At 72.2% G+C, this 13,428-nt stretch carries 2 protein-coding genes and 1 pseudogene; all 3 read left to right on the top strand.

What is annotated here, in order from left to right; genetic code table 11:
• Positions 1-118: 118 nt before the first annotated feature.
• Positions 119-5,926, top strand: a pseudogene (locus tag ACIOHC_RS39105) (type I polyketide synthase); the annotation flags it as partial.
• A gap of 35 nt (positions 5,927-5,961) precedes the next feature.
• Positions 5,962-11,478 (top strand): type I polyketide synthase, encoded by a 5,517-nt coding sequence (locus ACIOHC_RS39100; RefSeq protein ID WP_401846317.1) that lies wholly within the window; start codon positions 5,962-5,964, stop codon positions 11,476-11,478.
• A 70-nt stretch (positions 11,479-11,548) separates the two neighbouring features.
• On the top strand, positions 11,549-13,426 hold the full coding sequence (locus ACIOHC_RS39095) for a beta-ketoacyl synthase N-terminal-like domain-containing protein (protein WP_351085242.1): 1,878 nt from the start codon (positions 11,549-11,551) through the stop codon (positions 13,424-13,426).
• Positions 13,427-13,428: the final 2 nt, after the last annotated feature.

Below are 13,428 nucleotides of genomic sequence, written 5' to 3'. Positions count from 1 at the left end.
TTTTTTGGTCGGCAACGGAAATTCTGCCCGAGTTTCCCTGTGATTCGTTGGTTCTCTCCGCCGCCCAGTGGTGTGGGCGCTCCCGTGCACAGATATTTGAAGGTGCGATCTCATGAATTCTGCTTCGGCGCTCGCCCAGCGACTCGTCGGTCTCTCGGGCGGCGAACGGACCCATGTCCTGCTCCAGATGGTACGCGGCCAGGTGGCCGAATTGCTGGGATACCCCGGCCCGGAGGACGTGGCGGCCGACGCCACGTTCCTGGACCTGGGCGTGGACTCGCTCACCGCGGTCGACCTGCGCGACCGGCTCGACGGTCTCAGTGCCGCGAGCCTGCCGTCCACCATGGTCTTCGACCACCCGACGCCGACGCTGCTGGCCGAGTTCCTCGACACTCAACTCGCCGGCGAACCTGAGCCGGTGGCGTCTGCGGAACCCGAGCTGACGGCTACGGGGGCGAGCGAAGAGCCGATCGCGATCGTGGGGATGGCCTGCCGCTTCCCGGGCGGTGTGGAGTCCCCGGAGGATCTGTGGGAGCTGGTCTCCTCCGGCGCGGAGGGACACGGCCCCTTCCCTGACGATCGGGGCTGGGATCTTGAGGCGCTGTACGACCCCGACCCCGAGCGGCAGGGCACCAGTTACGTGCGGGAAGGCGGATTCCTCGACCACGCCCTGGAGTTCGACGCGGCGTTCTTCGGTATCTCGCCGCGGGAGGCGCTGGCGATGGATCCGCAGCAGCGGCTGCTGCTGGAGACGTCGTGGGAGGCGCTGGAGCGGGCCGGTATCGATCCCACGTCACTGAGGGGGTCACGGACCGCGGTGTACGCCGGGGTTGCCACCTTCGACTACCCGCTGATCGCCAAGTCCGTGCCCGAGAGCGATATGTACTACACGACCGGCACCCACAACAGTGTGGCCTCCGGCCGGGTGGCCTACGCCCTGGGCCTGGAAGGGGCCGCGCTGACCGTCGACACGGCGTGCTCGTCGTCGCTGGTGACGCTCCACCTGGCTGCGCAGGCGCTGCGCCAGGGCGAGTGCTCCATGGCGCTGGCCGGCGGTGCGACCATGTTCTCCGGCCCCAGCGTCTACCTGGGCTTCTGTAGGCAGCGCGCGCTGTCGACCGACGGCCGCTGCCGCCCCTTCGCCGCGAGCGCGGACGGCTTCGGCCCCGCCGAGGGTGTGGGGATGGTGGTGCTGGAGCGGTTGTCCGATGCGCGGCGGCTGGGGCATCGGGTGCTGGCGGTGGTGCGCGGCAGCGCGGTGAATCAGGATGGTGCGAGCAACGGCCTGACGGCTCCGAATGGTCCGTCGCAGCAGCGGGTGATCCGGCAAGCACTGGCGTCGGCCGGGCTGTTGGTGGGCGATGTGGATGTGGTGGAGGCGCACGGTACGGGGACGACCCTCGGTGATCCGATCGAGGCGCAGGCGCTGCTGGCGACGTACGGTCAACGGGCGCCGGAATCCGCACCGTTGTTGCTGGGATCGGTGAAGTCGAACATCGGTCATGCGCAGGCGGCGGCGGGTGTCGCGGGTGTGATCAAGTCGGTGCTGGCGCTGCAGCACGGTGTGGTGCCGGCGTCGCTGCACGTGGATGCGCCCTCCCCGCACGTGGACTGGTCGGCGGGCGCGGTGCAGTTGGTGACGGAGCAGGTGCCGTGGCCCGAGACCGGTCGGGCTCGCAGGGCCGGGATCTCCTCGTTCGGGATGAGCGGGACCAACGCCCATGTGATCGTGGAGCAGGCCCCGGAGGAGGGGGAGCCGGCCCGCAGGCATCCGGTCGGTGGGGAGCCGGTCCGCGGTGCGATGCTGTGGCCGGTTTCCGGCCGGTCGGAGGCGGCGCTGCGGGAGCAGGCGGGACGGCTGGCGGACTTCCTGCATACGGGACCGAACGGCGCGGGATTCGACGACACGGGCCCCGAAGTGACCGACGCGGGCATCGCGGCGGCGCTGGCCCGGCACCGTACGGCCTTCGAGCATCGCGGCGTGGTGGTGGCACGGGACCGGTCGGAGGTGGTGGCAGGCCTGGAAGCACTCGCGGACGGGACGGAGTCGTCCGGGGTGGTGACCGATCGCGTGGTGGCGTCGGGTCAGGGAGTGGTGCTGGTCTTCCCTGGTCAGGGGTCGCAGTGGGTGGGTATGGGCCGGGCGCTCCTGGATTCTTCCTCGGTGTTCGCGGAGTGGGTCGACCGGTGCGAGCGGGCCTTCGCCCCGTACATGGACTGGTCGTTGCGCGCGGTTTTGCGAGGGGAGGAGGGCACGGCCTCGCTCGATCAGGGCGACGACGTCGTGCAGCCCGCCCTGTTCACCGTGATGACGGGACTGGCCGAGCTGTGGCGTCACTACGGCGTGACGCCGGCGGCGGTGGTGGGGCACTCCCAGGGCGAGATCGCGGCGGCCTGCGTGGCAGGTGCGTTGTCGTTGGAGGATGCCGCACGGATCGTGGCACTGCGCAGCCAGTTGCTGAAGGAGCTGGCCGGGAAGGGCGGGATGGCCTCGGTCATGCTGGGCCGGGCCGTGGTCGAGGAGCGCCTGGCCGCCTGGGACGGCAGGTTGTCGGTCGCTGTTGCCAACTCGCCTGCGTCCACGGTGGTGTCGGGTGATGCCGACGCGCTCGACCAGCTGCTGGACGGCCTGGCGGCCGAGGGCATCTGGGCTCGCCGCGTCCCCATCGACTACGCGTCCCACTCGGCGCACGTCGAGGTGGTCGAGGAGCGTCTGAGGGAACTGCTGGCGGACATCGAGCCGCGGTCGGCATCCGATGTCGTTTTCTGCTCCACGGTGACCGGTGAAGTGATCGACACCGCTGGTCTGGACGCGGGGTACTGGTATCGGAATCTGCGGGAGCCGGTGCAGTTCCAGCGCGGGGTGGAGGCGCTGCTGGCGGCGGGTCACCGGGTGTTTGTGGAGGCCAGTGCGCATCCGGTGCTGACGGCCGCGGTGGAGCAGGTGCTGGAGGCATCGCCGTACGAGGGCGCGGTGCTGGAGTCGCTGCGGCGGGACCAGGGGGAGTTGGAGCAGTTCGTCACCGCGCTGGGACAGGCGTATGTGCGGGGGATCGGGCTCGACTGGGAAGCGGTTCTCGGGGCCGGCCCGGCCAGGGTGGCACTGCCGACGTATGCGTTCCAGCGGGAGCGGTTCTGGCCCGCATCCGTGGCGCCCGCCGCCGGTGATGCGGCGGGGCTCGGGCTGACGGCGGCCGGGCATCCGCTGCTGGGCGCGGCGGTGGAGTCGGCGGAGACCGGTGAGGTGCTGCTGACGGGCCGTCTGTCCCTGGAGTCTCATCCCTGGCTGGCCGATCACACGGTGGCCGGGTCGGTGCTGCTGCCGGGAACGGCATTCGTGGAGATGGCGCTGCGCGCCGGCGAGGAGGTGGGGTGCGACGAGCTGGCCGAGTTGGTGCTGGAGGCGCCGCTCGTGCTGCCGGAACAGGGCAATGTCCGCGTGCAGGTGACGGTCGGTGAGCCGAACGTGGACGGTCACCGGCCGGTCGGCATCCACTCCCGGGACGAGACAGCGGGCCCTGGAGACCCGTGGACCCGGCATGCGAGCGGTCTGGTCGCCGAAGCCGCGACGCCCGGTTCCGACGATGCGGTTTCGGATGACGTAGGGGGTGCCGACGCGTCGTGGCCGCCGGCCGGCGCACAGCCGGTGCCGGTCGAGGACTTCTACGCACGCACGACGCGGCGCGGCTACGACTACGGCCCGGTGTTCCAGGGACTGCACGCGGTGTGGCGCCGCGGCGAGGAACTGTTCGCCGAGGTGCGCCTGCCGCAGCCCCGCACCGGCGCACCGCGCGGGGGCGACCCGGCCGCCGGTGCATTCGGCCTGCACCCCGCCCTGCTGGACACCGCTCTCCACCCGATGCTGCTCAACGGCGGTCTCGACGACTCCGGCGAGGGGCCTTGGCTCCCGTTCTCCTGGAACGCCGTCCGGCTGCACGCCACGGGCGCCGATGGGCTACGGGTCCGGCTGCTGCCCCGGGGCACCGGCGCGGTGGCCGTCGAGCTGGCCGACCTCACGGGCCGGCCGGTGGCGTCGGCGCGTGAGCTGGTGACCCGGCCGGTCCCGGTCGAGCGGCTGCGCCAGGCCCGTGACGGCGCCGGGCAGGCGCTCTTCCGCCTGGCCTGGCAGCCGCTGCCCGAGGCGAAGGCCGATGCGGCCACGGACACATACGCGGTCATTGACGCCGGTACGGACCTGGGCGCGCGGGACGTCGCCGCCCGTGCCGGAACGGCCCTGCGAGCCGGCACCTACCCGGACCTGGCCGCCCTCCGCGACCGAGCGCCCGGCGTGGTACTGGCGCCGTATCCGGGCGTGGCCGCCGGCGTGGACGTACCGCAGTCGGCGGCGGCGGTCACGGCGGACGTGCTGGGGCTAGTACAGCAATGGCTCGCCGAAGACCGCTGGGCCGGCTCCCGGCTGGCTGTGCTCACCAGCAGCGCGGTGGCTACCGAGCCCGGCGCGGACGTCACCGGCCTGGCCTGCGCCCCGGTATGGGGGCTGGTGCGCTCGGCGGAGACCGAGAACCCCGGCCGGTTCCTGCTCGTGGACATGGATGACGACCCGTCGTCCTGGGCGGCGCTGCCCGCCGCACTCACGGCGGCGATCGCGGCCGAAGAGCCCCAGATCGCGCTGCGCGGCGGGCGGGCGCTCGTGCCCAGGCTGGCGCCCCACGTCCAGGACACCCCCGCGCTCGTACCAGACGTACCGGACCGGCCCGGCACCCTGCTCGTGACCGGCGGCACCGGCACCCTGGGCGGCCTGGTCGCGCGGCACCTGGTCCGTACGCACCGCTTCGCGCACGTGGTGCTGACCAGCCGCAGCGGCCGGCAGGCCCCCGGTACGGCGGAACTGGAAGCGGAGCTGACGGCGCTGGGCACCAAGGTGACCATCGCGGCGTGCGACGCCGCCGACCGAGCGGCACTGACCGGAGTCCTGGACGACATCCCCGGCGACCATCCGCTGACGGCCGTGGTCCACGCGGCGGGCATCCTGGACGACGGCGTCGTCCCCTCGCTGACCACCGAGCAGCTCGCCCGCGTCATGGCCCCGAAGGTACGGGCGGCCTGGAACCTTCATGAACTCACCCGCGGTCACGACCTGTCCCTGTTCGTGCTGTTCTCCTCCGTCGCCGGCATTCTCGGCACCGCCGGGCAGGCGAACTACGCCGCGGCGAACGCCTTCCTGGACGGCCTGGCCACACACCGCAGGGCGCAGGGCCTGGCTGCCACCTCACTGGCCTGGGGTTACTGGGACCAGGTCACGGGGATGACCCGGCACCTCGACCGGGACGGCATGCTGGCACGGCTCCGCCGGATCGGTGTGCTGCCGCTGGAGACCGAACAGGGCCTCGCCCTCTTCGACACCGCGACGGCCACCGCGGACCCCGTCCTGGTGACCACCCCACTGGACACCGTCGCCCTGCGGTCCGGCGCGGGTGCCGTGCCGCTGCTGCTGCGGGGGCTGGTCCGCGTGCCCCGGCGTCGCCGTGCGGCGGCGAGCGGTCCGGAGACCGCGGCCTCCGGACTCGTCCAGCGTCTGCTGGCCGCCGACACGGAGACCGAGCAGGACCGGATGCTGCGCGGCCTCGTACAGGCCGAGGTGGCCGCGGTGCTCGGTTCCGTGACTCCCGAAGGCGTACGGCCGGAACACCGCTTCATCGACCTCGGATTCGACTCGCTCACCACCGTCGAGCTGCGCAACCGACTTTCCCGGGCAACCGGGCAGCGGCTGCCCGCCACACTGGTGTTCGACTATCCCACCCCCGCCGAGCTCGCCCGCTACCTGCGTGAGCGGCTGCTCCCCGAAACGGCCGCGACGGCCGGACCCGGGAACGAGGAGCCGTCTCGTACCGCTGAGGCGGATGCCATCGCCGCGATGGACGTGGACGAGCTGGTCCGACTGGCGCTTGACGATCACAACTCCTGACCACAAAGCACCGAAGAGCGAGGTTCGAGTTCGAGATGGATGCACCCAACGAGAAGGTCGTCAGCGCCCTGCGGGCATCGCTGACCGAGGTCCAGCAGCTGCGGGCGGAGAATCAGAAGCTGCGCGACACGGCATCGGAGCCGATCGCGATCGTGGGGATGGCGTGTCGCTTCCCGGGCGGTGTGGAGTCCCCCGAGGACCTGTGGGAGATGCTGTCCTCCGGCGGGGAAGGGCTCGGCCCGTTCCCTGACGATCGGGGCTGGGATCTTGAGGCGCTGTACGACCCGGACCCCGAGGGACAGGGGACGAGTTACGTACGGGACGGCGGATTCCTCAGGGAGGCCGTGGAGTTCGACGCGGCGTTCTTCGGTATCTCGCCGCGGGAGGCGCTGGCGATGGATCCGCAGCAGCGGCTGCTGCTGGAGACGTCGTGGGAGGCGCTGGAGCAGGCCGGCATCGACCCGGCCTCGGTCAGGGGCAGCCGCACGGGTGTGTTCGCCGGGGCCTTCCCGTCGAACTACTCGCTGCTCCTCAAGCCGATCTTCGACCAGGTCGAGGGATACTTCGACCTGGGCACCACGACCAGTGTCGCCGCGGGCCGGGTGGCGTACGTGCTGGGCGCCGAAGGCCCCGCGGTCGCGGTCGACACGGCGTGCTCGTCGTCGCTGGTGACGATCCACCTGGCGGCGCAGGCGCTGCGCCAGGGCGAGTGCTCGATGGCGCTGGCGGGCGGCGTGACGGCGATTCCCACGCCCACCGTCTACATCGAGTTCTGCCGACAGCGGGCGCTGTCGCCCGAGGGCCGCTGCAAGCCCTTCGCCGCGGCCGCCGACGGCACCGCCATGAGCGAGGGTGTGGGGATGGTGGTGCTGGAGCGGCTGTCGGACGCACGCCGCAACGGGCACCGGGTGCTGGCGGTCGTGCGCGGCAGTGCGGTGAATCAGGATGGTGCGAGCAACGGCCTGACGGCTCCGAATGGTCCGTCGCAGCAGCGGGTGATCCGACAGGCGTTGGCCGCGGCGGATTTGTCGGTGGGCGATGTGGATGTGGTGGAGGCGCACGGTACGGGGACGTCGCTGGGTGATCCGATCGAGGCGCAGGCGTTGCTGGCGACGTATGGCCAGCGTGATCCGAAGGCCCATCCGCTGTTGTTGGGGTCGATGAAGTCGAACGTCGGCCATACGCAGGCGGCGGCGGGTGTCGCGGGTGTGATCAAGTCGGTGCTGGGACTACAGCACGGTGTGGTGCCGGCGACGCTGCATGTGGATGCGCCGTCGCCGCATGTGGACTGGTCGTCCGGTGCGGTGGAGTTGGTGACGGAATCGGTGCCGTGGCCCGAGACGGGTCGGGCTCGCAGGGCCGGGATCTCCTCGTTCGGCATCAGCGGTACCAACGCTCACCTCATTTTGGAGCAGGCGCCGCAGGAGCTGGAAGAGTCGCAGGCGGAAGCTGTCGCGCCGGGCTCGGCCGCAGGTGGGGTGCTGTGGCCGGTTTCCGGCCGGTCGGAGGCGGCGCTGCGGGAGCAGGCGGGACGGCTGGCGGACTTCCTGCGTACGACGACGGCACCCGAGGTCGCGGACGCCGGGATGGCGGTGGCGTTGGCCCGGCACCGTACGGCCTTCGAGCATCGCGGCGCGGTCGTTGCGCGGGACCGCGCGGCGGCGATCGCCGGGCTGGAAACGCTGGCGGCCGGGGTGTCCGCCCCGGACGTGGTCACGGGCCGGGACACGGAAGGCCCGGGAGTGGTGCTGGTCTTCCCCGGTCAGGGGTCGCAGTGGGTGGGCATGGGCCGGGCGCTCCTGGATTCTTCCTCGGTGTTCGCGGAGTGGGTCGACCGGTGCGAGCGGGCCTTCGCGCCCTATCTGGACTGGTCGTTGCGCGCGGTTTTGCGAGGGGAGGAGGGCACGGCCTCGCTGGATCAGGTCGCCGAGGTCGTGCAGCCCGCCCTGTTCACCGTGATGACGGGACTGGCCGAGCTGTGGCGTCACTACGGCGTGACGCCGGCGGCGGTGGTGGGCCACTCCCAGGGCGAGATCGCGGCGGCCTGCGTGGCAGGTGCGTTGTCGTTGGAGGACGCCGCACGGATCGTGGCACTGCGCAGCCAGTTGCTGAAGGAGCTGGCCGGGAAGGGCGGGATGGCCTCGGTCATGCTGGGCCGGGCCGTGGTCGAGGAGCGCCTGGCCGCGTGGGGCGGCCGGTTGTCGGTCGCTGTTGCCAATTCGCCCGCGTCCACGGTGGTGTCGGGTGATGCCGACGCGCTCGACCAGCTGCTGGACGGCCTGGCGGCCGAGGGCATCTGGGCTCGCCGCGTCCCGGTCGACTACGCGTCCCACTCGGCGCACGTCGAGGTGGTCGAGGAGCGGCTGAGGGAACTGCTGGCGGACATCGAGCCGCGGTCGGTATCCGATGCCGTCTTCTGCTCCACGTTGGCGGGTGAGGTGATCGACACCGCTGGTCTGGATGCGGGGTACTGGTATCGGAATCTGCGGGAGCCGGTGCAGTTCCAGCGCGGGGTGGAGGCGCTGCTGGCGGCGGGTCACCGGGTGTTTGTGGAGGCCAGTGCGCATCCGGTGCTGACGGCCGCGGTGGAGCAGGTGCTGGAGGCATCGCCGTACGAGGGCGCGGTGCTGGGGTCGCTGCGGCGGGACCAGGGGGAGTTGGAGCAGTTCGTCAGCGCGCTGGGACAGGCGTATGTGCGGGGGATCGGGCTCGACTGGGAAGCGGTTCTCGGGGCCGGCCCGGCCGGGGTGGCACTGCCGACGTATGCGTTCCAGCGGGAGCGGTTCTGGCCCGCATCCGTGGTGGCTGCCGCTGGTGATGTGGCGGGGCTCGGGCTGGCGGCGGCCGGGCATCCGCTGCTGGGCGCGGCGGTGGAGTCGGCGGAGACCGGTGAGGTGCTGCTGACGGGCCGTCTGTCCCTGGAGTCTCATCCCTGGCTGGCCGATCACACGGTGGCGGGGTCGGTGCTGCTGCCGGGGACGGCGTTCGTGGAGATGGCGTTGCGTGCCGGTGAGGAGGTGGGGTGCGACGAGCTGGCCGAGTTGGTGCTGGAGGCGCCGCTCGTGCTGCCGGAACAGGGCAATGTCCGCGTGCAGGTGACCGTCGGCGAGCCGGACGACTCCGGTCACCGGCCGGTGTCCGTGTACTCCCGTACGGATGACACGCCACCGGGACAGCCCTGGACCTGCCATGCCAGGGGGGCGCTCGCCATCGGCGACGGCCGGGCGCCCGAGGGCCCCGGCGTCTGGCCGCCGCCGGGAGCCGAGCCGGTGCCCGTCGAGGGGCTGTACGGGCGGCTCACGTCCCTCGGTGCGGAGTACGGACCGGCGTTCCGGGGACTGCACGCGGTGTGGCGGCGCGGCGAGGAACTGTTCGCCGAGGTGCGCCTGCCGCAGCTCCCCGTGGACGGCCCGTCGGCGTCGACCTGGAAGCCCGGTTCGTTCATCCTGCACCCCGCGCTGCTCGACGCGGCCCTGCACCCACTCGGTCTGGACGCCACCGAGCTGCGGCTGCCCTCCGCCTGGCGGAAGGTGACCCGGGAGGCCGCGGGCGTATCCGAACTGCGGGTCCACCTGGTGCCCGGCGGCCCCGATTCCGTGTCGTTGACGGTGAGCGGCACCGACGGCCGGCCGGTGGCTGCGGTGGAGGCGCTCACGCTTCTTACGGTGGACCTGGAACAGATCACCGCGGCCAGGGACAGCCGCCGCGACGCGCCTTTCCGCACCGAGTGGCAGCCGGTGCCGCCGGCCGGCGCTGGCGGATCGTGGGCGGTGCTCGGGGACGGCCTGAACGTGCCCGGTGCCGAGCGTTACGACGATCTCTCCGCGCTGCAGGTGGCGTTGGATGGCGGCGCCTCCGCACCGGATGTGCTGCTCGTACCCCACTTCGCGTCGCAGGTCCAGGACACACGGGAGGGCGCGCTCGCCGACCGGGCCCGCGAGGCGACCTGCCGAGCGTTGGCGCTTCTCCAGGAATGGCTGGGGCAGGAGCGGCTGAACCAGAGCCGACTGGTGCTGGTGACGCGGGGCGCGGTCGCCGCGGGTGCGGACGAGCGCGTGCCCGATCTGGCGCACGCCGCGTCGTGGGGGCTGGTGCGCTCGGCGCAGAGCGAGAACCCGGACCGGTTCGTGCTGCTGGACACCGACGACGACAGTGCGTCGCTCCGCGCGATTCCCGGCGCGGTGGCCACTCGCGAGCCCCAGCTGGCGGTGCGGGCGGGACAGGCCCTGGCGCCGCGCCTGGTGCGTGCCAAAGCCCCGGAAGGAGACCCGGACGCGCCCGGCGACCCGGACCGCGCGACCTTCGGGGACCCCGACGGTACGGTGCTGATCACCGGTGGAACCGGGGCGCTGGGCGGCCTGGTCGCCCGCCGCCTGGTGAGCGGGCACGGCGTACGGCACCTGCTGCTGATAGGCCGTCAGGGTCCGCAGGCGCCGGGCGCGTCCGACCTGGAGCGCGAGCTGTACGAGCTGGGCGCGGCAACGGTGTCCGTCACCGCGTGCGACGCCGGGGACCGCGGTGCGCTGGCGCGGTTGCTGGCAGCCGTACCGACGGAACGCCCGCTGACCGCGGTCGTGCACGCGGCAGGCGCGCTCGACGACGGGGTGATCGGCTCGCTCGGGCCCGACCGGATCGCCAGGGCGTTCCGGCCGAAGGCCGACGCCGCGCTCCACCTCCACGAACTGGCCGACGAGCTGGGCCTGGATCTGCGGAGGTTCGTGCTCTTCTCCTCGGCGGCGGCGACGCTCGGCGCGCCAGGGCAGGGCAACTACGCAGCCGCGAACGCGCTGTTGGAGGCGTTGGCGTGGCACCGCGCGGCCGCCGGGCTGCCGGGCACCGCGCTGGCGTGGGGTTACTGGGACACGGACAGCGGGATGATTGGCGAGCTGGACCGGGACGGTCTGGCCGCGCAGCTCCGCCGCACCGGGGTGCTGCCTCTGGACGCCGAACAGGGCCTCGCCCTCTTCGACTCGGTGGCGAACACCGAAGCGCCGGTACTGATGACGGCGCGGCTGGACATGACCGCACTGCGCGCTTCGGGCGCACCGGTGCCGCCGCTCCTGAGTGCCTTGGTCCCCGCCGGGCCGCAGGACGGTGCGCTGCGTACGGGATCTGCCGACACGGACGGTCTGCGGACGAGGCTGGCCGGGATGCCGGAGCCGGAGCGGGCGGCTGAGCTGCTGGACCTGGTACGGGCCCGGATCGCCGGTGTGCTGAGGCACTCCGAGGCGGGCGGCATCCCGCCCGAGCACTACCTGGCCGATTTGGGCTTCGACTCGCTCACCGCGACCCAGCTCCGAAACGTCCTCGACGAGGCCACCGGCCTGCGGCTGCCCGCCACGCTCGTCTTCGACCACCCCACGCCGTCCGCGTTGGCGCGCTACATCGGCGCCCGGCTCTTCGGCGCGACGGCGACTGCCCCGTCCGAAGAGGCATCGTCCGCATCGCACGCCTCCGATGCCGACGCGGTCGACGATGCCGACATCGCGGACGCCACCGACGAGCAGCTCTTGCAGCTGATCGACGAAGAACTCGGCGCCGCCGACCGGTGAGCGGAATCTCATCCGCCGATCCGCCCGGCCCCGGACCTCGACCGACCTCAAGGGAAGGCTCCCCTCGCTCATGGCAAACGAGACCCAGCTGCGGGACTACCTCAAACGTGTGACGCTCGATCTCCGTCGTGCCAAGAGGGAATTGGCGGACCTCGCCGAGGCGGCGGAGCGGCAGAACGAGCCGGTGGCCATCGTCGGCATGGCCTGCCGGTTCCCGGGCGGCGTGCAGACCCCGGAGGACCTGTGGCGGCTGCTGGAGAACGGCCAGGACGCAATCTCGAAGTTCCCGTCCGACCGGGACTGGGACGAGGACCTCTATGATCCCGACCCCGACCGGCCGGGCACCTGTTACACCCAGGAGGGCGGCTTCCTGCACGATGCCGCGGACTTCGACCCGGATCCCTTCCGGATCTCCGAGAATGAGGCACTGGCCATCGACCCGCAGCAGCGGCTGCTTCTGGAGACGGCCTGGGAGGCGCTGGAGCGGGCGGGTATCGACCCCACGTCCTTGCGGGAGAGCCGGACCGGTGTGTTCGCCGGCGTCATCTACAACGATTATGGCGGAAACGTGCCCCGGCCGCCCGAGGGGTTCGAGGGCGACCTGGCGGTCGGCAGCCTGGGGAGTGTGGCCTCGGGTCGGATCGCGTACGCGTTCGGGCTCCATGGACCGGCCGTGACGGTGGACACGGCGTGTTCCTCGGCGCTCGTGGCGCTGCATCTGGCGATCCAGTCGCTGCGCAGCGGAGAGTCCTCGCTGGCGCTGGTGGGCGGGGCCACGGTGATGGCGACCCCGAGCCCGCTGGTGACCTTCAGCCGGTCGCGTGCGCTGGCCCCGGACGGACGCTGCAAGTCCTTCTCCGCCGACATGGACGGTATGGGGATGTCCGAGGGAGCCGGGATGCTCGCCCTGGAACGGCTGTCGGACGCCCGGCGCAACGGCCGTACGATCCTCGCGGTGGTGCGGGGTTCCGCAGTCGTCCAAGACGGTGTGTCCCATTGGCTCACCGCGCCCAACGGGCAGGCGCACAGGCGGATGATCCGCGAGGCGCTCGAAGCCGCCCGGCTGGGACCCGCGGACATCGACGCGGTGGAGGCGCACGGTACGGGCACACCCTTGGGGGACTCGATCGAGGTGCAGGCGTTGATGGACTCCTACGGTGCCGAGCGCCCGCCGGGGCAGCCCCTGTGGCTGGGGACCCTGAAGTCGAACATCGGGCACACGCAGGCGGCGGGCGGCATCGGCGGCATCATCAAGTTGGTGCTGGCCATGCGGAACGGCCTGCTGCCGAGGTCGCTGCACGCCGAGCAGCCGACGCCGCTGGTGGACTGGTCTGCGGGTACGGTCCGGCTGCTGGCCGAGCCGGTGCCTTGGCCGGAGCGGGATCGGCCGCGCCGCGCGGGCATCTCCTCCTACGGAGTCAGCGGCACCAACGCCCACGTCATCATCGAGCAGGCACCGCCGCCCGGACCGCTCGACCAGTCGCTGCCTCCGGACTCTCCCGACCGGACTACGGCCACCGGCCCCGCCCGCCGGTCGCCCGTGCCGTGGTTGCTGTCCGCCGCGTCCGTGCCGGCGCTGCGCGCGCAGGCCACCCGCCTGCACGCCCACCTGGCCGAACACCCCGAGGTGGGGGACTGGGACGTGGCCCGTTCGCTGGCTGCAAGCCGTGCCGGTCTGAGACACCGCGCTGCAGTGCTGGCGGCCGACCGCGACGGCTTCCTGCAGGTCCTGGCCGCGCTTGCTGAGGGACGCGCGGAGCCCGGAGTCATCGGCGCATCCGCCCCGGCCGGCCTTCGCGCGCAGGTCGAGGCCTACTGCCAGGGCCAGTTCGTGGACTGGGCCGACCTTTTCTCCGGTTCCGGCGCCCGCCTCGTCGACCTGCCCACATACGCCTTCCAACGTCGGCGCTACTGGCTCCGGGCCACACGATTCCACAGGGATGGGTGAAC

The organism is Streptomyces sp. NPDC088252 (assembly GCF_044740965.1).
GTDB lineage: Bacteria > Actinomycetota > Actinomycetes > Streptomycetales > Streptomycetaceae > Streptomyces.
This window is presented reverse-complemented; position numbering and strand designations above follow the sequence as displayed.